This is a genomic window from Stenotrophomonas sp. CASM110, from assembly GCF_049384345.1.
Lineage (GTDB): Bacteria > Pseudomonadota > Gammaproteobacteria > Xanthomonadales > Xanthomonadaceae > Stenotrophomonas > Stenotrophomonas muris.
Window position 1 is genome coordinate 45,424 of the sequence record NZ_JBMRGI010000012.1, and the last position, 24,036, is coordinate 69,459.

Below are 24,036 nucleotides of genomic sequence, written 5' to 3' on the forward strand. Positions count from 1 at the left end.
ACGGGGCCGAAGCGCCCCGTCCCTTTTTTGTGGCTGGGCCTTGCCGACCAGCGGCCGGCATCCGCGCAAAGGAAAACCCGCTGCCTGCGCAGCGGGTTTCCGGTCCTGCTCCCTGTTTCCTGTTGCCGGCCAGCGGCCGGCACTACCGGGTCCGGGGCTGCCGGGCAGGGCCCGGCGCTGCCTCAGAACTTGTAGTTCACGCCCAGCATGTAGGTGCGGCCCCATTCGATGTACTCCAGCGGGCGGTCCTTGCTGCCGGCGTAGGTGCGGTACGGCTCGTTGGTCAGGTTGCTGCCCTGCAGCAGCAGGGTCAGGCCACGCAGGGCGCTGCTGTCGCTGAAGGTGTAGCTGACCTGCGCATCGGTCACGTTTTCGCCGACGACATAGCGCAGGCTGCGGTTGCCGTTGAAGTTGCCGATCTCACCGATGAAGTCCGACCGCCGGCGCTGGCTGACGCGTGCTTCAAAACCGCTGCGCTCGTAATAGGCAGTGAAGTTGTACACGCGCTTGGACAGGCCCGGCAGGCTGATCGGGTCACTGCCCACGCTGGAGGCGCTCTCCGGATCCAGGATGGTGATGTCGCTCTTGTTGAAGGTCGCGCTGGCCTGCAGGCCGAAGCCACGCAGGCTGTCGGTCAGCATGTCCAGCGGGAACGATGCGGTCAGTTCCAGGCCCTTCAACGTGCCGCCCTTGCCGTTCTGCGGCGCGGAGAAGGTGCCGGTGGTCAGCACCGGCGCATCACCTGGTTGAGAAACCCAGTTGGCCACTTGGTCGCTGAAATCATAACCATCAATTGTCTGCGTATAGACGTAACTCTTCAGGTCCTTGTAGAAGATCGCCGCCGCTACGTAGGCCTTCTCGCCGAAGTACTTCTCGTAAGACAAGTCGACCGCGGTTGCACGCCAGGGATCCAGCAGGGGGTTGCCGCCGCTGGCCCCGGGCTTGCCGGTTTCTCGGGCAACACCAAAATCCAGACCGGCGCGCATCTGATCCACGCGCGGGCGTGCGACCTGCTTGGCGACGGCGAAGCGAAGGGTCTGCTGGTGCGGGAACAGGAAGGCCAGGTTCAGGCTCGGCAACCAATCGTTATAAGTTTTCCCGCTGGCGATAGGAAGAACGTTCTCGCCCGCTGGGCGGGAGCGGTCAAAGTAGCGCGAATCCGAGCTCTGGTCGGTGTGCTGCATCTGCACGCCGATGTTGCCGCGCACGCCCACTTCACCGATGTCGGTGTTGATGTTCAGGCGCGCCCAGGCGGTGGTGATCTTCTCTTCGACCGTCCACGACTTGGGGATCAGGTAGTCCAGGTTGTCGACCGGGTTGAAGGTCATGTAACGACCCACAGCGGCCGGTACGTTCCAGGCCGGGATGGTGCCGAGGCCGGCGAAGCCCAGGTCCACCGGACGGTACTGCAGGTCCGAGGCGATGTTGGCATCGCCCTGTGCGCCGAGCAGGATGTTGCCTTCGGACTGGGTCTTCACCTTGCGGCGGTCGGCATAGTTCACGCCGATGTCGATGTCCGGTGCCCACGAGGCGATGGCATCAGGAAGGGCGATGGTGGCAGCCAGCTTGCCGCCCTTCAGGCGGTCTTCCACCTGCGGCACCTTGCCGTAGCCGGAGCCGTAGATCGTGTTGGTCAGGAACAGCGCATCGGGGTTGGAGTAGTTCAGGCCCGGGGTGATCTGCGAGAAGCCGTCCTGGCGGATCGACACGCCGACCGTATCCAGTTGCGGCATCGGGGTCAGCTGCAGGTTGTTTTCCAGGTTCAGCTCGTCGCGCGTGGCCTTGGAGTAGTTCAGGTCGGCGACCAGCTTGACGCCGCCGAAGTTGAACTCGTTGTTCCAGCCGAACGCATCGATCTTGTCCTTGCGCTTGTTGTACATGCCGCGCACCAGCGGATACACGCCGCTGGCGGTGCCGCCGGTGAACGAGCCGTTGGCGTTGACCTGCGGGTTGCTGACCAGCAGGCCCGGGGTGTAGTTGCCGTTGTAGTTGCTGAGGTTCAGCTCGAACTGGTTGGCGGTGTCGATCTGCTCGGCTTCGGTGTGGAAGGCATCGAAGGTGCTGGTCCAGCTGTTGTTCGGGCGGAACTGGATCGTGGCCATCACGCCGTCGCGCTTGTTGTTGCCGGTGCGGCGCAGCGCCTTGATGCCATCGGAGAAGTAGGTGCCGGCACCCACGCCCGGGCGGTCGCCCTTGTCGGTGTGCTCGGTGGTCCACGGCTCGTACAGGCCGACCTGGTTCTCCTGGATCGGCATGTCGCTGTGCGCATAGCCGATGGCGATGCCCAGGGTCTTGTCCAGGAACTGGTCGATGTAGCTGGCGCTGAAGCGGTTGCCGTACGGATCGGTGTTGGCGGCGCGGCCCAGCGAGCTCTTCTGGTAGCGGCCACTGACCGCGATCACGCGCTCGCCGAAGCTGAGCGGGCGCGCGGTCTGCATGTCGATGGTGCCTGACAGGCCCTGGCCGACCAGCGCCGCGTCCGGGGTCTTGTACACCGTCACGCCGTTGACCAGCTCGGACGGGTACTGGTCGAACTCGACGCCGCGGTTGTCGCCGGTGCTGACCACTTCGCGGCCATTGAGCAGGGTGGTGGCGAAGTCCGGCGACAGGCCGCGCACGCTGATCACCTGCGCACGGCCGGCCACGCGCTGGGCGGCCAGGCCGGGCAGGCGCGAGATGGATTCGGCGATGCTGACGTCGGGCAGCTTGCCGATGTCTTCAGCGGAGATTGCCTCGACCACCGAGGTGGCGTCCTGCTTGACCGCGATCGCGCTCTCGATGCCGCGGCGGATGCCGGTGACCTGCACCGTATCCAGGTTGGTGGCGGCGGTGCCGGCCGGCGTGGTGGTGTTCTGCGTGGACTGTGCCGACGCCAGCGTCGGCGCCAGGACAACGGCCAGCGCGATGCTCAGCGCGCTGCGCTTGTGGTTCAACATTTTCCCCTCCCAGGCAATGTTGCAGATCGATTTGTGAGCGTTCCGGCGGGGCCGTGAACGTGCGACGCGGTGGCCGCTGTCGTCGCCGCTATGGTAGGCAGCGCGTTCTTCGCGGGAATCACCCTGCATACGTATTCAATGGCGTCTGCAGGGTTGTAATCGCTTTCAGGTGCCTTGTTCGGTAGAGCCGAGCCCATGCTCGGCTGCGTTTCGGTGCTACGCACCGCCGCCCGAGCATGGGCTCGGGCGCTACGGGAGCGCAGGTAGGAAAACGTTCAGTGGATGGGCGTGAAGCGAATGGCCTGCCCACCGCCCGGTGCCAGCACCAGCGTCAGTGCATCGGCACTGGTCACCTCGCGGGTTTCGCGTGCGAACGCGAACGGGTTGCTGCGGAAATCAGCGCCTTCACCATCGCGGTAGATCTCGGCGCGATAGCGCACGCCTGGCTCCAGGAAGCCCAGCGGTACCGGCAGCACGCGGCCGTGTTCGTCGGTGATGCTGCCGAGGAACCAGTCGCGGCTGTTGCGGTCGCGGCGCACGATCGTCACGTAGTCACCCACTTCGCCATCGAGCACGCGGCTCTGCTCCCAGTCCACCGCCACGTCCTCGATGAAACGGAACGCCTCGCGATGCTGCAGGTAGTGTTCGGGCAGGTCCGCGGCCATCTGGATCGGGCTGTACAGCACCACGTACAGGGCAAGCTGGCGGGCCAGCGTGCTGGGAATGGCCTGGCCGTGGCGGCCCTTCAGGCTGAGGATGCCGGGGGTGTAATCCATTGGCCCGGCCAGCATGCGGGTGAACACCAGGTTGACCTCATGCTCCGGCGGGTTCGGCGGCTGGCCCCAGGCGTTGTATTCCATGCCGCGCGCGCCTTCGCGTGAGATCCAGTTGGGATAGGTGCGGCGCAGGCCGGTATCCTTTATCGGCTCATGCGGGTTGACCGACAGGTGCCGGCGCGCGGCTTCCTGCACCACCTTCAGGTGGTGGCGGGCCATGAACTGCCCGTCGTGCCACTCGCGCCACAGTGGGCCCCCGGCCGGATTGCGGCGGTCGACCTGGCCGTCGTCGCAGACGTAGCCGGTCTTGAACTGGTCCACGCCCAGTCGTGCGTACAGGTCCAGCGCGGCGCCCAACTGGTCCTCGTAGTGCTCGATGGCGCAGCCGGTTTCATGGTGGCCGATCAGGTGCACACCCTTTTTCAGGCCGTACGCCGACAGCGCTTCAATGTCGAAATCGGGCGTGGCACGGGTGAAATCGAAGTCGTAGCCATTGCCCACCCAGTTGCCGTCCCAGCCCGGGTTCCAGCCTTCCACCAGCACGCCACGGAAGCCATGCGCGGCGGCGAAGTCGATCACCTTCCTGGTCTTGGCGGTGGTGGCCGCGTGCTTCGGTCCGGTTGCCCAGCTCTCGCTGTCCAGGTGCATCGACCACCACACGCCCAGGTACTTGGCCGGCTTCACCCAGCTCACATCGCCCAGCGCGTTGGGTTCATTGAGGTTGAGGATCAGGTCCGATTCGACCAGGCCACCGGCACGATCGGCGATCTGCAGCGTGCGCCACGGCGTGGCGAAGGGCAGGGTGCGGCGTACCTTCCAGCCTTCGGCCGAGGGCGACAGCTGCGCGCGCAGGCGCTGCCCCTCGGTGCGCCGCAGCCACATGCCGGCATAGTCCACCAGCGCGGCCTCGTGGATCGCCACGTGCAGGCCATCGCGGCTGCGCAGGGTCATCGGCGTATGCACCAGCGGCACTTCGCGCAGCGGCGTGTGCTGATACAGGTATTCGTAGTGGATCGGTTCGCCGGCGGGAATCCACCAGGCGGTTGATTCGGGCGCGATGGCGAATTCGGTCAGTTCGTCATCAATGATGGCTTCGCGCAGGTTCGGTTGCTCAGGGAACACATAGCGGAAGCCAAGGCCATCATCGTAGACGCGGAACACCACATCCAGCCGCCGCTTGCGGCCGGTGGTTTCAGTCAGCTGCACGGTCAGCTCGTTGAAGTGGTCGCGGGTGAGCCGGCGCTCGCCCCACGGCTGCTCCCAGGTGTCGTCGACGCTGCGCCGCTGCTGGCCCAGCAGGGCGAAATCGCGGTCCAGGCGACCGTCGCGCAGGGCAAAGCCAAGCTTCGAATCCTCCACCACGGTGTCGCCCAGGCGCTCGACACGGTAGCGGGCGGTTCCGCCGTCCAGCAGCAGACTGACCTTCAATACCTTGCCCGGCGATTCGACGCTGGCCACCTGCGGCGTGGCCTGTACCAGCGTGGACCACCCGATCAGGGCCAGCCCGAGCATGTGCGCGAACACCGCGCGTACAGCAGTGGATGACATCGGCAATTCCCCTCCCAAGGCGCCGTTGGCAGACCCGGACCATAAGCCAGCGCGGCGGGCGCGCCACCGCGCGATGCCATGAATACGTATGCAACTGGACGCAGCCGACAGCCCCGCGTCTACCATGGGGCCCAGGCACCTTGAGGGAGGGGCCGCGCCCGCCCGCCGGCAACGACGGTGCGGACCTACAACGCGTGCAGAGAGGGAGGGAGGCCGACGGGCGCAAGCCGGTCCGCCGCTTCGATGCTGAAGATCATTTGCCTGACCGCTGCCCTGGGGGCAGCGCTGGGATCGACCGCGCAGGCGGCCGACCTGCAATTCGACGGTCGCCATGCGCGCGCCGAAGCCGCTGCCAAGGGCAGCTTCGTGCTGCATGCGCCGAAGGGCGCAGTGCAGATCGCAGCCGCACCGATGCGCAGCCAGACCGGCAGCGTGATGTTCGATGCCCTGTTCGCGCTCGCCCAGCAGGAGATGTCCCAGGACCGCGTGGACGCGATCCGTGATCCGGCGTTCGACGAGGGCCGGCCGGTCCCGTGCGAGTGCTTCCAGACCGGTGCACGCTGGCCCTATGTGTGGACCCGTGATGTCAGCTTCGCCGCCGACCTGGCGCTGGCGCGGCTGGACCCGCAGCGCACCCGGCAGTCGCTGCAGTTCAAGCTGTCGGCAGCCCGTGACGGGCGTACGCCCGGCCTGTTCGTGGCGCAGGACACCGGTTCCGGCGGCAGCTGGCCGATCAGCAGTGATCGCGTGGTGTGGTTCCTGGCGGCACGCCACCTGCTGGAGGACCGAGCGTTTGCCGATCAGGTCTGGCAGGCGCTGCAGGGCACGCTGGCGCAGGACCGCGCGATGGTGTTCGACGCGCAGATGGGCCTGTACCGCGGCGAGACCTCCTTCCTGGACTGGCGCGAGCAGACCTATCCAGACTGGATCCGCGAGGACGTGCGTTTCATCGGTGATTCCTACGCACTGTCCACCAACGTGCTGCACTACCAGGCACTGCGCCTGGCCGAACGCCTGGCCGGGCAGCACGGCGATGCCCGCGCGACCGACTACAGGGCCTGGGCCGATGCGTTGGCGCAGCAGATCAATGCGCGCTTCTGGCGCGAGGATATCGGCCAGTACATGAGCTACATCGGCGAGGCCGCGCACCCGGTGCCGTACGCCAAGGTCGATCTGCTCGGCCTGTCGCTGGGCATCCTGGCCGAGGTGCTGCCGCCCGAGCGCGCGCGGCGTGCGCTGGCGGCGTATCCGATGGGCCCGGCCGGCAGCCCGGTGGTGTGGCCGCAGGAGGCGCAGCAGCCGATCTACCACAACCGCGCGATCTGGCCGTTCGTTAGTGCCTATTCGCTGCGCGCGGCGCGCCAGCTGGACGATGCACCGCGCATCGCCGCCGAGATCCGCTCGCTGATGCAGGGCGCCGCGCTGGCCGGTTCCAACATGGAGAACTACGAGCTGGTCAGCCAGGCGGTGCATGTTGACGAGGGCGTGCTGAGCGGCCCGGTGGTCAACTCCGAACGCCAGCTGTGGTCGGTGGCCGGCTATCTGTCGATGGTGGTCGAGGGCGTATTCGGCGTGCAGGACGATGGCCGCGTGCAGCCCAAGCTGCCGGCCGTGCTGGTGCCCGAACTGTTCGGCAATCAGCGCCGCATCTCCCTGGAGGCCGATGGCAGGCGTTATGTGCTGGAGCGACCGAAGCAGGTGGGTGATGGCCTGCTGGTGGCGGGCAAGGTGAAGACCCGTGGCGCCACCACCACCGTGCAGTTGGTGCCCGCCGCAGCGGCGCCACGCAGCGCGGCGACGACGGCCGACGCAGATGCGCGCGCACCGGCCACGCCGGCCGCACCGCAGGTGCAACGCAAGGGCATGGGCTGGAATGTCGTGGTCGCTGCCGGCCAGGTGCTGTGGCAGGACGGCCGGGCGCTCGCCGCCAGCAATGGCCTGGCACGCATCGGTGACGATGGCCTGCAGCATTGCCTCAGCCTGACCCGGCGCGACGGTGCAATTGAATCGCTGCACAGCCCGATGGTCTGCGTCGGTCCGCAGCAGCGACTGAAGGGTACGCAGCGCTGGCAGTTCACCTCCGCCAGGGCCGGGCAGGTGCGCCTGCGCCTGCAGTACCGCAATCCGAACGGGCCGATCAACACCGGCGTCACCGCTGCGGTGACGCAGCTGGTGCTGCAGTGCCCGGGCCAGCCGTTGCAGCGGCACACCGTCACCCTGCCGCACAGCGTGGCCGTGCAGGACTCGACCTCGGCGACATTCACGGTGCCCAAGGGCCGATGCACGGTCACGCTTGAAGAAGGCTTCAACATGAGCGCGCTGCAGCACTTCGCGCACTACACCGGGGGCAAGGGCGGACGCGATGGCGTGCTCAACCAGGCCCAGGTGCAGGCGCTGATGGTGGCGCCGGTGGCCGCGGCAGAGGGCGCACGATGAATCGTACCGCCAAGCCGCAGCTGTCGTTCTGGCAGATCTGGAACATGTGTTTCGGCTTCCTGGGCATCCAGTTCGGCTTCGCCCTGCAGAACGCCAATGCCAGCCGCATCTTCGAGACGCTGGGCGCGGACATCGACGCGGTGCCCGGGCTGTGGATCGCCGCGCCGCTGACCGGCCTGCTGGTGCAGCCGGTGATCGGTTACCTGTCCGACCGCACCTGGACGCGCTGGGGGCGCCGCCGTCCTTATTTCATGATCGGAGCGGTGCTGACCACGCTGGCGCTGCTGGTGATGCCGAACTCGCCGACGTTGTGGATCGCCGCCGGCACGCTGTGGGTACTCGATGCCTCGATCAACGTGTCGATGGAGCCGTTCCGCGCCTTCGTCGGCGACCAGCTGGCGCCGCGCCAGCGTCCGGCCGGTTATGCCATGCAGAGCTTCTTCATCGGCGTGGGCGCCATCGTCGCCAGCTTCCTGCCGTTCATCCTGGCCCACTTCGGGGTCGCCAATACGGCCGCCGCAGGTGAGGTGCCTGATACCGTGCGCTATGCGTTCTACTTCGGCGCGGTGGTGCTGTTGGCGGCAATCACCTGGACGGTGGTCAGCACCCGCGAATACTCACCGGCGGAGCTGGCCGGTTTCGATGACGCCGAACCTCCGGCACGTCACGCAGCAGCGCCGATCAGCGGCCCGGCGCCCTGGGTGCAGGTGGCCGCATGGCTGGGGCTGGGCGTACTGCTGGCGCTGCTGATCACCTGGCGGCAGGGCGACCGGATGCTGTACGTGCTGGCCGGCCTGTGTGCCGGCTATGGCCTGCTGCTGGCGCTCGCGCGTACGCTGCCGGCCACGCACATGCTGGCCGCCATCGTCGGCGACCTGCGCGCGATGCCGGTCACCATGCGTCGCCTGGCGTGGGTACAGTTCTTCTCGTGGTTCGCGCTGTTTGCGATGTGGATCTACACCACCGCCGCGGTGGCTGGCGCCCATTTCGGTTCGACTGAACCAGAGTCGGCGGCCTACAACGAGGGCGCCAACTGGGTGGGCGTGCTGTTTGGCGCCTACAACGGGTTCGCCGCGTTGGCGGCGGTGCTGATTCCACTCATGGTGCGTGCGATCGGCCTGCGCTGGAGCCACCTGGTCAACCTGTGGCTGGGCGGTACCGGCCTGGTCTCGCTGATGTTCATCCGCGACCCGCACTGGCTGCTGCTGTCGATGGTCGGCGTCGGTTTTGCCTGGGCGTCCATCCTCTCGCTGCCGTATGCACTGCTGTCCGACAGCGTGCCGGCATCGAAGATGGGCGTGTACATGGGCATCTTCAATTTCTTCATCGTGATCCCGCAGCTGGTGGCGGCCAGTGCACTCGGCTTCGCCCTGCGCACGTTGCTGGGCGGCCAGCCGATGCATGTGCTGGTGCTGGGCGGCTGCAGCCTGTTCATTGCCGGCCTGTGCGTGTTGTGGGTTCCGTCCCGTCCGGAGGTGGTGTGATGCGTGCTGCGTTGTCTGTTGCTGTTTCCTTGATGCTGCTGGCCGGCCATGCGGCGGCCGCGCCGCGCCCGGACTATGTGGGCACCACCGAACCGTTCGCCAGCGATGCGGTGTACTTCGTGGTCACCGACCGCTTCGTCAACGGTGATCCGTCCAACGATCACCGTGACCAGGGCGGCGTGCACCGCACCTTCGATATTCCGGTGCCCTGCCCGGACAAGGTGGACGGCAACATCGGCTATCTCGGCGGCGACTTCCGCGGCGTGCTCGACAATGCGCAGTACATCCGCAACCTCGGCTTCGGCGCGGTGTGGATCACGCCCATCGTCGACAACCCGGACGAGGCCTTTACCGGCAGCAAGCCGATCAGCTGCACCAGCACGCTGACCGACCGCGGCAAGACCGGCTACCACGGGTACTGGGGCATCAACTTCTACAAGCTCGATGAGCACCTGCCCAGCAAAGACCTGGATTTCGCCGGGCTGACCAAGGGCCTGCACGGTGCCGGCTTGAAGGTGGTGCTGGACATCGTAGGCAACCACGGTTCGCCGGCCTGGACCATGCCGACACGGCAGCCGCAGTTCGGCCAGATCTTCGACAAGGACGGAAAACTGATCGCCGACCACCAGAACCTGCCGCCGCAGGAACTGGATCCGAAGCACAACCCGCTGCACGCGTTCTACAACAGCATTGGACCGGTCGACAGCAAGGACGGCTCGATCTTCGACGGCAACCTGGCCGAGCTGTCCGACTTCAACCAGGACAATCCGGCGGTGATGGACTACCTGGTCGGTGCTTACCTGCAATGGACCGCGCAGGGAGTGGATGCGCTGCGCATCGACACCATCGGCTGGTTGCCGCACCCGTGGTGGCATGCCTTCGTCAAGCGCATCCGCGCCGAGCACCCGGGCATGTTCATGTTCGGCGAAGCGTTCGATTACGATGCCGCGCGCATTGCAGAGCACACCTGGCCGGCCAACGCCAACGTCAGCGTGCTCGACTTCCCGTTGCGCGGTGCACTGGAGCAGGCGTTCGGCACCGCCGGCAAGGGTTTCGAGACCCTGGCCGAGCCGCTGCATCTGAGCGGTGGGCCGTATGCCAACCCGTATGAGCTGATGAGCTTCTACGACAACCACGACATGCCACGACTGCAGGCCAGCGACAGTGGCTTCATCGATGCACACAACTGGCTGTTCACCGCGCGCGGCATTCCGGTGGTCTATTACGGCTCGGAGACGGGCTTCATGCGTGGCCGCGCCGAGCATGCCGGCAATCGCGCTTACTTCGGCCAGCCGCGTGTGGATGCTGCGCCGAAGAGTCCGATCTTCGCGCCGCTGCAGCGTATCGCCCGGCTGCGCGCAGCCACTCCGGTGCTGCAGCGCGGCCTGCAGGTGAACGAGCGCCTGCAGGGTGATGAGGCGGTGTTCTTCCGCGTGCTGCAGCATGGCGAGGTGGCGCAGACCGCGCTGGTGCTGCTGAACAAGGGCGACAGTGCGAAGACCTTCACCGTGGCGCGGTACGTCCAGGCGGGCCGCTGGCGTGATGCGCTGGACGGCGGTTCGTTGCAGGTGGATGCTTCCCTGAAGGCCGAAGTGCCGGCGCACGGGGTGAAGGTGTACGTGCTCGATGCCGCCGTGCAGCAGCCGGCGCTGCAGGCCGAGCTGGACAAGGCGATGGCCGACCAGCGGGCGCGGGACGTGCGTCTGGGGCGGTAGTGCCGGCCGCTGGCCGGCAACCCATGAATCCATTGCACCTTCAGGTGCCGGCCAGCGGCCGGCACTACCGGGGTGACCATATCCGGCACAATAGGCCCCCCTCACGCCCCGCCGTATCGCCATGACCGACCTCGCCCCGCAGACCCCGATCGAAACCCTGCTGAAGGCGGCGATGGACGGGTCGGTGCCGATCCGCGCCTTCATGGAGGCCTTCGTCGCCTCCGAGGTGGTACTGCTGACCGGCAGCCTGGTGACCCCCGATGGCAGCGGCTTCGACCCGCTGCTGTTCGACAAGCAGGGCACCCTGCACGTGGCCGTGTTCACCGATCCGTCGCGGGTGGGCATCTACAGCCAGCAGGCCGAACATCAGATCCGCTGGCGGATGCTGGACGTGCTGCGCCGCGTGCCGGGTGGCTACGGCGTGGTGATCAACCCGGGCACTTCGCTGGGCTTCGAGATCTCGCCCAGTGGCGTCGGCGAGATCCTGAAGGACTTCGCCCAGGGTTGATTGTCATGTAGAGCCAAGCCCATGCTCGGCTGCCGTTCGCGCAATGCCGGATCAGTCGAGCACGGCTCGATACTACAGAGAGCTTCCATTCGGGCACCGTACGTGATCCCCTTTGGACTACATCGGGATCGAGGCACTCTCCATGGAATTCAGCGAATCACCCGCCGACGCACCGGCACGATCACGCCATTCCCGCTCCGCACTGGTCTTCCTGTTCGCGGCCATCGTCGCCGCACTGGTGTCCATGCCTGTTCTGCGTGCGGTGGGCATGGTGCTGTGGCCGGTGTTCGCCATTGCCTGGCTGATCAACCTGGGGGCGGCCTGGCATCTGGGCCAGTGGGCGCGCCAGCAGGGCCGTCCGGCGTGGGCATTCGGGTTGCCGGCGGTGCTTGGCACCGTCGCCTCGATCGTGGTCTTCGTGCTGCTGGCGTTGCTGGGGCCGAAGGCCCCGGTGCGCTGAACTTTCGCGGTTGTCGTGGACGGTGTGCGGGGCAGGGCTCGGCACTACAGCAAGGCCAAGCCAAGCCCGCACGCGTCGCGCGGAGCACCGGCACATCGGCCGGCGCCCCGTTGCTTCACATCGTCACCTTGCGCCGGTTGTCATCGCTCACCCGGTCGATCAGCTTGTTGTAGGGATCGAAGCCTGCTTCGTCCGGCTTTTCATCCACCGTCACCGTGATCTTCGGCGCGGCGCTGGTGATGTGGTGGCGCTGCAGGTACAGCACCTTCTGGTCGCGCTCCTTGCCCGACGGTCCGGTGGTGAACACGCCGATCTCGACCCAGTCATCCATCTTCGCGTCGCTCTCCCTGCCCTTGCCATCGGCGTACTGCTTGGCGGCATGCAGGTCCAGGGTCACGTCGTAGCGGCCGTCAGCACGTTTGCGGGCGCTGGCGGCCATCACCCGGTTGTCGTAGAAGCTGATCTTCTCGAACAGGTCGGTGACCAGCTGCTGGCGGTCGGCCGGGGTCTCGGCGCGGATGTAGCCCAGCAGCTCGCGTGAGGTGGTGTACGGCGGCTGCTGGTAGCCCTTGTCCTGCAGGAAGCGCTTCAACGCACGGTTCAGCGCCTGCTCGCCGATTTCCTCGCGCAGGCGGTAGAACACCAGCGAACCCTTCTGGTAGTGGATGTACTGCTGGTTTTCCACGCGTTCCAGCGGCTGTTCCTCGATGGCTTCGCCACCGCGGCCGGACAGGTAGCCGTCCAGTTCGCGCTTGAGGAACTGGCGCATGTGCTGGCGGCCGTATTCCTGCTCCATCACCATCAAGGCCGAGTACTGCGACAGCGATTCGGACAGCACGGTCGCACCCTGCACGTTGGCGCCGATCACCTGGTGCGCCCACCACTGGTGCGCGATCTCGTGCGCGGTCACGTAGAACACGTAGTCCACCTTGTCCGGGTCGCGCAGGTCGGCGATGAAACCGATGGCCTCGGAATAGGGGATGGTGTTGGCGAACGACTGCGCGAAGCGGGCATAGCCCGGGAATTCGATGATGCGTACCTGGCGGTGCTGGTACGGAGTGAAGTTCGCCTCGTAATAGGCCAGCGACTTCTGCACCGCCTCGATCATCCGGTCCACGTTGTAGCCGTGCGCCGGGTCGAAGTAGACCTCGATCGGGATGTCCTTGTACTTCGCCTTGCGCACCTCCCAGCGTGCCGATAGATAGGCATAGAAGTTCAGCATCGGCCGGTCCATGGCGTAGCTGAAGCAGCGCCGGCCGTTGACCGTGGTCTCGCGCTGCAGGTAGCCCGGGGCCAGCGCCACCTGGTCCGGTGCGGTGCAGACCGTGGTGCGGAAGTCGAGCCAGTCGGCATCATTGGCAATGTACGTGTTGGCACGCGCGGCGTCGTCCTCCAGCCTGGGCATGCGCCGCGGCTCACCCAGGCCGCGCTTGCGCCGCTCGTTGCGGTCGCTGATCTCGGCGCCCTCGTTGTAGCCGAACGAGGGCAGCACGCGGCTGTTGAAGAAGGTGCCGTTGTCCACGATGTTGCTCGGCGCCAGCCCGGCGGTGATGCCGTTGGGTTTCTGCACCACCCGGAAATGCACGCTGCGGGTTTCGCCCGGCTGCAACGGCTTCTGCAGGCGGTAGATGCGGTAGCCGAGATCGGCATCGTGCAACGACAGCGTCTGCCCACCCAGGTCGACGTCGACCAGCTGCTTGTCATCGCCCATCGAGACATGCACGTCCTGGATCGGCGTGGCATGGGTATTGCGCACCGTCCAGTTCGCATCGATCACCATCGACTGCGATTCCGGGAACAGGTCCACGCGGTTGTCCACCGCCACGATGCGCGGCTGCGGCTGGGTGCGGTACTTCGACAGCTCGCGCTCGTAGCGGGCCTGCAGGTCCAGCTGCTGGTCGGGCGAGATGAACTCGTTGCGGATATTGGTGCTCCAGTACAGCCAGCTGCCCACGCCGGCGAAGGCCAATGCCGCAAGTCCGGCGAAGACGCCGGTCGGGCCGCGCAGGCGGCGGCCGGCCAGGACCAGGCGCTGGCGCAGGCCCTGGCTGACACCGCGCACCCAGAGCGCCGATGCCAGGCACATCAGGGTCAGCAGGAACAGCGCCCAGTAGCCCTGGAATGCCAGCTGCCCCGGCAGGAAGTGGCCGTAGCCGTTCATGTCCGAATAGGGAGCGTTGGGCCAGCCACCGAAGGTGTACAGGTTCTGCGTGTAGTCCAGCATGCCGAGCACGCCCTGGCCGATCATCACCACGATCAGCAGCGCGTAACCGACGAACTTGTTGTTGGTGAGCACCTGCAGCACCAGTGCCAGGCCCCCCATCAGGATGTAGATCACCGAATCCAGCGCCAGGCTGCGCAGGTACAGCAGCGGCTCCAGGTGGGTGTAGCCCTTGACCAGCTGCACGCCCATCGCCGCCAGTGCACCGGCGGCCTGGAAGCAGATGATCACTGCCAGCAGTGCGGTGAACTTGGCCAGCAGCGGTACCCAGTTCGGCACCGGCATGGCATCGGTCACTTCGTTGATGCGCGCGCTGCGTTCCTTCCACACCAGCTCACCGGCGAAGAACAGCACGATGATCACCAGCAGCCAGCTGAAGGCCCCCTGCAGGGCCATGATCATCTGCGAGGTGACCGGCCAGATCGAGGTGCCGTACAGGGTCTGCCGGAACAGCGCGTTGGGCAGGAAATTGGCCAGGCCCAGCACCAGCAGCACGATGAACGGCACGCTGCGCAGGACGCCGCGCGTGTCGAAGCGCACCTGGCGCAGGAACTGTTGCCACGCGGTGGTCGCGCTGAATGCCGGTACCACGCGCGGCAACGGGTTGCGGTTGGGCCGGAGGGCGGCGGCGTCGGCAACCGGCTGCGCCTGCCGGCGGCCCCAGCGACGACGGCCGCTGCCGCTGCGCTCGGTGCGGAACAGGGCGAACGTGGCGGCGAACAGCAGCGCCGTCACACCCAGCCACAGGGCACGGTTGGCCAGCAGGTAGCCCGCCAGGCCGGGAACGCCGCTGTTGTGCTCGGCGGTGGACCAGTAGCGGATGGTGCGTGACAGGGCGCGCATGCCCAAAGGCTCGCTGAGCACCGCCAGCCAGGTGTTGTCGATGTCGCGCAGCACCGCCGCGCTGGCGCCGAACAGGACCAGGTAGGCCACCAGCCCGATGTAGACCCACAGGATTGAACGCGTGACCGCTGCCAGCAATGACAGCAGCGCGGTGGTGAACAACAGGTTGGGAATGACGATGACCGCAAAACTCCAGGCATAGCCCTGCCAGCTGATCGGCCCCATGCGCTCGGCGTCCACCCAGGGCATGAACGGTGCCAGCCAGAGCCCGAAAGCGACCAGCAGGTAGAACAGCAGGCCGGTAGCCAGGGCGGCGGCGATGCGGCCGGCCAGGTAATCGCGGCGTTGCACCGGGCTGGCGAAGATCAGCTCGGCGGTGCCCAGTTCGAAGTCACGCAGCAGCGCATTGCTGACGAACAGGGCGGTGACCAGCATGCCGAGCAGGGTGAAGATGCCCAGCATCTGCGCGATCACGGTGGGCGCGTTGCTGTGCACGTTGCCGCTGCCACCACCGATCTGTACGGCGTCGCTGGACGCAGCGGCGAAGGCGAGCAGGGCGAACAGCCCGGCCAGCAGCCACAGCAGCGGGGAACGCAGCTGCTCGCGCAGCTCGAAACGGAAGAAATCGAGGATCATGGCGTGCTCCGCTCAGGCTGCTGCGCGAGCACGGGCCTGCAGGCGCAGGCGCTGGAAGTACACGTCTTCGAGGTCGGGAGCCACGGCCGCAAAGCCGTCGCCGGGGTCGTTGGCGCTGTGCACATGGATCACCGGGCGGCCACCGACCAGGCGGGTCGACAGCACCACGTAGCGCGCTTCATGGTCGGCCAGCTCCGAAGGATCGACCTGCTTGCGCCAGACCTGGTGCTGCAGGGCGTTGATCGCTTCGCTGGGGCGGCCGGTCAGCAGCACCTGGCCCTTGTTCATGATCGCCATCGTCGGGCACAGGTCGGTCACGTCCTCGACGATGTGGGTGGACAGGATCACCGCTACGTTCTCGCCGATCGCCGCCAGCAGGTTGAGGAAGCGGTTGCGTTCCTCCGGGTCGAGGCCGGCGGTGGGCTCGTCGACGATCACCAGCCGCGGGTCGCCCAGCAGCGCCTGGGCAATGCCGAAGCGCTGGCGCATGCCGCCGGAGTAGGTGCCCAGCTTGCGCTTGCGGGCATCCCACAGGTTCACCTGCTGCAGCAGCCCATCGACCACCTCGCGGCGCTGCGCGCGTTGGGTCAGGCCCTTGAGCACTGCGAAATGCTCCAGCAGGTCCAGCGCGCTGACTTTCGGGTACACGCCGAAATCCTGCGGCAGGTAGCCCAGCCGACGGCGCACGGCGTCCTTGTCGCGCAGCACGTCGATCGGCGCCTCGCCCGGAATGCTGAGCGTCACCGTGCCGCTGTCGGCCTCCTGCAGGGTGGACAGCGTGCGCATCAGCGAGGACTTGCCGGCGCCGTTCGGGCCGAGCAGGCCGAACATGCCCCGCGGGATGTCCAGGGTGACGTTGTTGAGGGCATGCACGCCGTTGGCGTACGTCTTGGACAGCGAATCGATCTTCAGCATGCGACGTACACCTTTCCATGGGCAATGTCTGCGCGTTATCCGCGCAACCGCCTCCGTGCGCATCCGCCGTTGGTCATGGGGGGAGAATCCCGCCGTCGTGCGTTGGCCAGCGCGCCGGCCCAGCGGCGCTTACCCGCGCAGGGATGATTCGCGCACCACCAGCTTCACCGGGATGCTCTGGCTGTCCACCGGCTGCCGGCCGATCAGCGCCAGCAGGCGTTCCACCAGCAGCTGGCCGGCCTGCTTGGTGTCCTGCTGCACCGTGGTCAGCGCGGGGGATACCGAAGCGGCCAGCGGGATGTCGTCGAAGCCGGTCACCGCCACGTCCTGCGGCACCCGCAGCCCGGCCTCGCGCAGGGCGCGCATCGCACCGATGGCGATCAGGTCGCTGGCCGCGCAGATCGCATCGATCGGCTCGCCGCGCGCCAACAGGGCCTGGCAGGCTTCCTGGCCGGAGGCTTCAGTGGTGATCGCATCGTGCTGCAGCGCCGGTTCGGCGGCCAGGCCGTGGTCCTGCAGGGCCGCGACGTGGCCGCGGTAGCGCTCCTGGAATTCGGGGTAGTGGCTGGAGGCATGGCCGAGGAAGGCGATGCGGCGGCAGCCCTGCTGCAGCAGGTGGGTGGTGATGTCATGCCCGCCCTGGAAGTTGTCGCTGCCGATCGAGACACCGGGCTGGCCGGGCAGGGCGGCGCCCCAGCGCACGAAGTGCGTGCCCTGTTCGACCAGCCGCTGCAGGCGGTCGCGCGATTCGTGATAGTCGCCGTAGCCGAGCAGGATGATGCCGTCGGCCTTGTTGCTGTCCTCGTAATCGGCCTGCCAGTCGGTGGACAGCTGCTGGAACGAGACCAGCAGGTCCTGCCCGTGCAGGGCGCAGGCGCGGGTGATCGAGCCCAGCATCGAATGGAAGAACGGGTTGATCAGCGAGTCGTCGTTGGTCGGGTCCTCGAAGAACAGCAGGGCCAGCGTGCCGGCATTGCGCAGGCGCAGGCTGGAGGCATTCTTGTCGACCTTGTAGTTCAGCTCGCGGGCAATGCGCAGGATGCGCTCACGGGTCTCGGCGTTGACCATCGGGCTGCCACGCAGGGCCCGCGACACGGTCGGCTGGGAGACCCCGGCCAGGTGGGCGATGTCCAGGGAGGTGGCTTTGCCTTTGATCGTCATGTGTGGGCGGAGCGGGCATGTGGGAGGTGCCCGGGCATGATGCCATGCGCAGACGCGAATGCCCCTCCGGGCGTCGGCCTGGGCGCAGGTAAGTTATTGCCGGACAAGGAAATCAGCCTGATCCTTCGGTGCGGTCGGGGTCTCCTGACCGGGCGGAAGGCGGCGGCAATGGTAAGATGCGTCGTTCTCGCATTCCCCCAAATTTCACCAGGGGCGGCTCAGCGTACTGCACCCCGCCCGGGGCTGTGCTATCACTGGCGGTCTGCCCCTGGACAACGGACGAAGGTACCTATGGCGCGCGGCATCAACAAAGTCATCCTGGTCGGCAATCTCGGCAACGACCCGGACGTGAAATACACCCAGGGCGGCATGGCGATCACCCGCATCAGCCTGGCCACCACCAGCGTCCGCAAGGACAAGGATGGCAACCAGCAGGAGCGCACCGAATGGCACCGCGTGGTGTTCTTCGGCAAGCTCGGCGAGATCGCCGGCGAGTACCTGCGCAAGGGCAGCTCGGTCTACGTCGAAGGCAGCCTGCGCTACGACAAGTACACCGGCCAGGACGGCGTGGAGAAGTACTCCACCGACATCATCGCCGATGAAATGCAGATGCTGGGCGGCCGCGGTGAAGGCGGTGGCGGTGGTGGTGGCAACTACGGCGGCGATCGTCCGCAGCGCCAGCAGGCGCCGCGCCAGGAGTATGGCGGTGGCGGCGGTGGCCAGCGTGGCGGCCAGGGCGGTGGCTATGGCAACCAGGGCGGCAACCAGGGCGGGGGTTACGGCAACCAGGGCGGCAACCAGCGCCCGCAGCCGCAGCAGGCGCCGCCGATGGACGACTTCGCTGACGACGATATTCCGTTCTGATTCCTACTTGACGGTTTTAGTGTTGATAGAGGCCCTCATCGTTGTGGATGGGGGCCTTTTTTTCGTTAGGCAGAATCCAGCCGTGATCTAACCTTCTACTTGCGGCAGGGTGTTGATGGATGACTGGCGACACACCATAGCGAATCAGAATGGAGAGCGGCACGGGAAAGCCGTCTGCTCGAGCCCATCGCTGGTGCATGGCTTCGTCGGGTCTTGATACGGCGTGCGAAGGACAGGCATAAGCCTAACGAGCTGGCGCGTGGCTGTCGCACACCCTGTGGACACGGTTACCGCGGGCCTATGCTCAATTGCGGTGTGCTTCTCCAAAGATTGTCTTGTCGCACAAAATCTGTCATTAGCTTGCTCTAGGATTTGCCCATCCCCAGCAAGGTTGGGGGGACAAGATGTTCGTTCCGCGCATTAAGGACTGATGTCGGATGGAATCCTTTGGCCGGACTTGCCAGTTGTCTTTCACATGGAGTGTGTACCAATGGCATTTGCAATGCCCCTGCGCAGCCACAAGGCTGCCGCAATTCTCTCCTTCTGCCTAGCATTAGGCGGTACATCGACTGCAAGTGCAGCCACCTACTACGGCCCTCCCTATAAGGTCCAGTCGTTCCGCGGGGTTGGCTCGTTTGAGAGCGTCGGCGCTGCGGTCAACTTCCTGGTCGGGAAGATCCAAGCCCCTTGCCAACAGGACCCTAAGTGCACCAAGCCGCCCGTTGTTACCGTGCGATACGGCAACGATGGCTGGGCGGCGACGATCTACGTCAACGGGAGTGCAAGTGACAATGTTTTTGCTTCCGAGATATTGATTGGACAGCCCCAGAAGAATTTCGGAGGGTGTCAGAAACGCTGTTCAGCCGGGCTTGGCTCTGCAACCGATGGAACCGGGGCTCGTGGTGCTGCTGACAGTGCTTCAAAGGCCAATGCCCGTGACCCAGGGAGCCCGTTTGAGGGCGATCCGATCAATACGTCTACCGGCAACTTTTACCGGCAGGAAACCGACTTCGAATCTCCGTCAGGCCTGATGTTCCGGCGGTTCTACAACAGTTCTCCCCGTGCTCCGGGTTCTTCCTTGGGGCCTCAGTGGCGCCACCTGTTTGATCGGCGACTTGAGGTGCTAGCTTCCAATACTGGAGCGGCCGGAGAATACACGTTCATCCGTGCTATTCGGCCGGATGGCAGTTCAGAGCGGTTCACTCGAACCTCAAGCGGCTGGACTGTCGACGCCGATGTCGCAGACGTGCTCGTTGATCGAGAGGCGGGCACCGGCTATGCATTGCAGTTGGCGGCGAACCGCCAAACCGAAATCTACGATGCGACAGGCTTGCTGAAGGAAGTCTACGACGCTGCTGGCAAGAAGCTTCTGTCCTTGCAGTATTCGGACGCAACCACGCCGGCGGACGTGGCGCCAGTCGCTGGACTCCTGTTGACCGTTGGCGACGCCAGCGGGCGCACGTTGAGCTTTAAGTATGATGCCTCATCGCGATTGACCACGATGATGTTGCCAGACGGTGCATCGCAAACATTTGGCTACAACCCCGCAGGACAGCTTGCCTCGGTGACCTATCCGGACGCCACAAGCAAGGGCTACATCTACAACGAAACAGCCAACAGCCCCACTGTCGCAGGCACGTCCTTCCTCACAGGGATTGTGGATGAGAAAGGCGTCCGTTACGAGACCATCAAATTCGACTACACCCATCGCGCTTATCACGCGGAGTTCGCCGGCGGCGTTGATACCACAACCCTGGACTATGCCGCTTCCACGTGGAAGGGAACGCTGCCAGTAACTGTCAAGGGGCCACTCGGAGCAACTTCCAAGTTGGGCTTCGTGGATACAGGAAAGGGGCGTCTGATGCCCGCGGGCGGTTCGGCCGCCTGCGGTGACCAATGCAACCAACCCTACAAGGCCATGACCTATGACGTGAACGGCTACCCGGCGTCGGTCACGGACTTCAAGGGAATCACTACAAGGACCACTTACACGGCAGACGGGTTGCTGGCCGAACAGGTTGACGCCGCCGACACCCCCCAGCAGCGCACCACGACGACCACGTGGGATAGCGCACTGCGTTCGCCCCTTAGTCGGGTGGTAAAGAACTCTGCGGGCGTGGCCGTTTCCAGCAGCTCATGGAAGTACAACGCGTTGGGCCTGGAGGTCGCGCGGTGCGAGGTGGATCCTGCCAATTCGGCTGCGGTCGGGTATGTGTGCGGAACTGCAACCAATGCACCCGCTGGGGTTCGTCAATGGACTACCGCCTACTGCTCGGCGGTGGATGCCACCCACTGCCCGCAAGTCGGTCTTGTCCTTGCCGAAGACGGGCCGCGGTCCGATGTTCAGGACGTTACCGGGTACAGCTACTACCTGACCGCGGATGAGTCGGGTTGCGGCGTTCTCGGGGGCTCCTGCCACCGCGCTGGTGACCTTCAGACCGAGACCAATGCCTTGGGTCAAGTGACGACACGGCTGGCCTACGACCGAAATGGACGTGTCAGCCGCCTTCGAGACGCGACCGGCACGATCCATGATTTTGGCTATTCCACTCGAGGCAAGCTCACCTCGATAACCGAGCGGAGCAGCGTGGACGGAACTGCGTCTACCAACGATCGAGTGACCTCCCTTTCCTATGATGCGACAGGCAATGTCGCATCGGTTGTTGACCCCGACGGAGTATCCCTCAGCTACACCTACGACGATGCGCACCGTCTCGTCCAGATCAATGACGGGGCCGGGAACCACATTCGCTACACCCTCGATGTGGCAGGCAATCGCACCAAAGAGGAGGTGTTCGACGCAGGTGGTGGACTGAAGCGTTCGCTCTCTCGCGTTTACAACAAGTTGGGGCAACTGGTGTCCCAGAAGACGGCAGCGGGGAATTCAACCGACTTTACTTATGACCTGGCGAACAACGTCCAGCTCATCACCGATGCCCTGAAGCGCAAGACACAGTTTGACTACGATCCCTATGGAAGGCCCAGCAGGGTGCTTCAGGATGTTGCCGGGTTGGCGGTCGAGACGCGATACGAGTATGACGCCGAAGGCCGGACCACCAAGGTTGTCGATCCCAAAGGCCTGGCGACCATTTACGGCTATTCAGGATTGAGCGACTTGTTGAGCCGTCAGAGCCCCGACACGGGCGCAACCACTGCCAGTTACAACAGTGCAGGGCAGCCGGCGAGGCAGGTTGACGCCAATGGCACGGCTAGCAGCTACACATACGATGCCCTGGGGCGCGTGGTGCGCAAGGTTTATGGGAACGAAGCGATTGTTGCGTCATACGTGTATGACCAAGTCGAGACCATCTGCTCAGCTGGTGAGTCGTTTGCAAGCGGGCGGCTCTCATCCATGCAGGATGACGGCGCTAAAACCCAGTATTGCTACGATCGCGCCGGAAATGTGACGCGCAAGGTGCAGACGTCATCGGGGCAGAGCGTAGGCGTCAGCTATACCTATACCAATGCTGGCCGACTTCGTTCTGTCACCTATCCTGACGGAACGGTGGCGGACTACAAGCGAGATGCAGCCGGCATGATCACCGAGATCGGCGTGACTCGACCGGGTGCTGCTCGTGTCGTGTTGCTTTCCAGTGCAAAGCGCCATCCCTTCGGCCCCTCTGCAGGCTGGGCCTACGGCAACGGGCGTACACTGGCGCGAGACGTTGACCAGGATTACCGTCCGTCGGCGTTGATCGGCAGTGGCTCGGGAGCACTGAATGCAGCCTTCTCGTTCAGTGCTGTGGGCGAGTTGACCGGCCTTACCGCCGGCGGGACTGGGGCAGCGTCTGTATCGCTGACCTACGACGCCTTGAGCCGACTGACTGCTTTCAAGGATGCGGCCACTGGCTCGATCATCGACAGCTACTCCTACGACGCCACGGGCAATCGCATGTCTGCGAAGGTCAATGGAGCTGATCAAGCCTACGTCTATCCGTCCGACAGTCACCGCCTGCAAAGCGTCGGGGGCGTGTCGCGTGCCTACGATGCGACTGGCAACACGCTTTCGATCCAAGGCGTGGAACGGGAGTTTGCTTACAATGCAATGGGACGCCTGAGTGCGGTGAAGCGAAACGGCACGGTTGCTGCGGAATATCATTACAACGATCTTGGCCAGCAGATAACCCGCAAGGCTGGAGGTGCCTCAGCACTGAGTCTCTACGATGAGCGCGGGCAATGGCTGGGGGAATACGACCAGGCGGGTATTGCGCGTCAGCAGGTGATCTGGTTGGACAACCTGCCTGTCGGATTGCTGAAGGGTAGCGCGCTCTACTACGTTCAGCCGGATCATCTGGGCACCCCTCGCGTTGTCGTTGACCCAGCCCGTGACGTCGCAGTTTGGAGTTGGGATCTGAAGGGGGAAGCGTTCGGTGTGACGGCACCAAACGAGGATCCGGACCAGGACGGCACGCTTTTTGAGTTCGCGATGCGCTTCCCTGGGCAGCGATACGACGCTGAGAGCGGCCTTCACTACAACGTTCAGCGTGACTACGATCCCGCCAGTGGCCGCTTCGTGACGTCAGACCCGCTCGGATTGCAGGGGGGAATCAGCACCTACGGCTACGTGAAGGGCAACCCTCTCACCTCGGTTGACCCCGATGGGATGCTGGCCATTCCTTTACTGCCCCCGCCCCCGCCCCCGGTGGTCACGGGCGCCCCGGGGGCCGTTGGGGCGTACAATGGGGGCGACCTCAGCAATCCGAACGGCAATTGGGATTTTGGTCCAAAGTTCAACAGCGATAGCCTTAGGAATGCTCTTAAGGCGGGTGAGATGCTGGGGGTTGGTCCGAACGGTATTCTGAATCCGAATAGCCCAGCGTCGCAGATGGCTGTTGCATTGATCAGATCTGCGTGTGCCGACGGAGATGACGATGACTTCATTGCTGATTGCCAAAGCCATATTCAGGGCTGTAAGACTACCTGCACGCGCGCTAAGGGTGATTTCGATCAGCCGGGCGTCTGGGGTGGGAACTTGGCGCGCTGCATGCTTGGGTGCGTTCCCTATCGGTGTCAGAAGTTAATGAAGCAGAGCGATCTTGATGGATATTAATGAAATTACCAAGATGCTTGAGGCGGGTGACGACAATGGCGCGCGTTACCACCTTTTGAATCTTGTAAAGCGCGAACCTGCTTGTGACGCCGCGTGGTTGTTTCTTGTTGGGATTGGGTTTCGGAGCGATGATACTGAGTTGTCCCTGTGGGCACTTCGTGGGCTTGAGAAGCTTCGTCCTCACGATGTGTTGGTCGCGTCTGGATTGGTGGATTGCTTGCTTCGGTTGGAGCGATACGAGGAAGTTAAGGAGGTCATTCATGCCTTCTCTAAGGTTGCTCGTCCTGGAATGCCCGCTCACGACACGGTCCTTGAAGAGCACCGCAAGGCACTCCAGTTCATCAACAATAGCGTTGAGGCTGCAGGTGACGAAGACGAATAGCTGAAGCGTTCGCTAATCGCGAAGCCTCGGATTGATCGATTACTTTCGCTCGACGTCACGAGCTCTACGCTTTGGTTAGGTTGCTCTCCGAGCCGTGCCTG

General features: G+C 64.9%; 13 protein-coding genes. 8 read left to right on the plus strand and 5 right to left on the minus strand.

Going from position 1 to position 24,036, the window contains the following annotated elements:
- Positions 1 to 182 precede the first annotated feature (182 nt).
- Entirely contained in the window at positions 183 to 2,936 is a 2,754-nt protein-coding gene (locus tag VG561_RS12245; protein ID WP_185741874.1) for a TonB-dependent receptor, read from the minus strand.
- Positions 2,937 to 3,211: 275 nt separating this feature from the next.
- Positions 3,212 to 5,266, minus strand: coding sequence for a glycoside hydrolase family 97 protein (locus VG561_RS12250; RefSeq protein WP_111205829.1), 2,055 nt, complete (start codon positions 5,264 to 5,266; stop codon positions 3,212 to 3,214).
- Positions 5,267 to 5,503: 237 nt separating this feature from the next.
- On the opposite strand from VG561_RS12250, the gene VG561_RS12255 reads away from it, so the two are divergent.
- The 5 genes from VG561_RS12255 (at position 5,504) to VG561_RS12275 (ending at position 11,863) form a co-directional block, all read left to right on the plus strand.
- Positions 5,504 to 7,696, plus strand: coding sequence for a Six-hairpin glycosidase-like protein (locus tag VG561_RS12255; RefSeq protein WP_423179620.1), 2,193 nt, complete (start codon positions 5,504 to 5,506; stop codon positions 7,694 to 7,696).
- Positions 7,693 to 9,180, plus strand: a complete 1,488-nt coding sequence (locus VG561_RS12260; protein WP_423179621.1) for an MFS transporter — start codon at positions 7,693 to 7,695, stop codon at positions 9,178 to 9,180. The genes VG561_RS12255 and VG561_RS12260 overlap by 4 nt, the downstream gene beginning before the upstream one ends.
- Positions 9,180 to 10,895: an alpha-amylase family glycosyl hydrolase gene (locus VG561_RS12265; RefSeq protein ID WP_423179622.1), complete on the plus strand. Its 1,716-nt coding sequence runs from the start codon at positions 9,180 to 9,182 to the stop codon at positions 10,893 to 10,895. Before VG561_RS12260 ends, VG561_RS12265 begins: the two co-directional genes overlap by 1 nt.
- A gap of 121 nt (positions 10,896 to 11,016) precedes the next feature.
- Complete coding sequence (locus tag VG561_RS12270; protein ID WP_032960680.1) at positions 11,017 to 11,403, plus strand: SseB family protein; 387 nt, start codon at positions 11,017 to 11,019, stop codon at positions 11,401 to 11,403.
- A 142-nt stretch (positions 11,404 to 11,545) separates the two neighbouring features.
- Positions 11,546 to 11,863, plus strand: a complete 318-nt coding sequence (locus tag VG561_RS12275; RefSeq protein WP_032960678.1) for a hypothetical protein — start codon at positions 11,546 to 11,548, stop codon at positions 11,861 to 11,863.
- 115 nt (positions 11,864 to 11,978) lie between these two features.
- Here the strand turns inward: VG561_RS12275 and VG561_RS12280 are convergent, their stop codons facing one another.
- The 3 genes from VG561_RS12280 to VG561_RS12290 all read right to left on the minus strand — a co-directional run bounded on the left by VG561_RS12280 (position 11,979) and on the right by VG561_RS12290 (position 17,639).
- Positions 11,979 to 15,563, minus strand: coding sequence for an ABC transporter permease/M1 family aminopeptidase (locus VG561_RS12280; protein ID WP_423179623.1), 3,585 nt, complete (start codon positions 15,561 to 15,563; stop codon positions 11,979 to 11,981).
- A gap of 12 nt (positions 15,564 to 15,575) precedes the next feature.
- Positions 15,576 to 16,478 (minus strand): ABC transporter ATP-binding protein, encoded by a 903-nt coding sequence (locus VG561_RS12285; RefSeq protein ID WP_046429400.1) that lies wholly within the window; start codon positions 16,476 to 16,478, stop codon positions 15,576 to 15,578.
- A 129-nt stretch (positions 16,479 to 16,607) separates the two neighbouring features.
- Complete coding sequence (locus VG561_RS12290) at positions 16,608 to 17,639, minus strand: LacI family DNA-binding transcriptional regulator (RefSeq protein WP_014646297.1); 1,032 nt, start codon at positions 17,637 to 17,639, stop codon at positions 16,608 to 16,610.
- Positions 17,640 to 17,930: 291 nt separating this feature from the next.
- Between VG561_RS12290 and VG561_RS12295 the strand changes: the two genes are divergently transcribed.
- The 3 genes from VG561_RS12295 (at position 17,931) to VG561_RS12305 (ending at position 23,935) form a co-directional block, all read left to right on the plus strand.
- Positions 17,931 to 18,503, plus strand: a complete 573-nt coding sequence (locus VG561_RS12295; RefSeq protein WP_043034165.1) for a single-stranded DNA-binding protein — start codon at positions 17,931 to 17,933, stop codon at positions 18,501 to 18,503.
- A gap of 490 nt (positions 18,504 to 18,993) precedes the next feature.
- Entirely contained in the window at positions 18,994 to 23,553 is a 4,560-nt protein-coding gene (locus VG561_RS12300; RefSeq protein WP_423179624.1) for an RHS repeat-associated core domain-containing protein, read from the plus strand.
- A complete protein-coding gene (locus VG561_RS12305) occupies positions 23,543 to 23,935 on the plus strand; it encodes a hypothetical protein (protein WP_139319620.1) in 393 nt (130 codons plus the stop codon). The genes VG561_RS12300 and VG561_RS12305 overlap by 11 nt, the downstream gene beginning before the upstream one ends.
- The last annotated feature ends 101 nt before the right edge of the window (positions 23,936 to 24,036 follow it).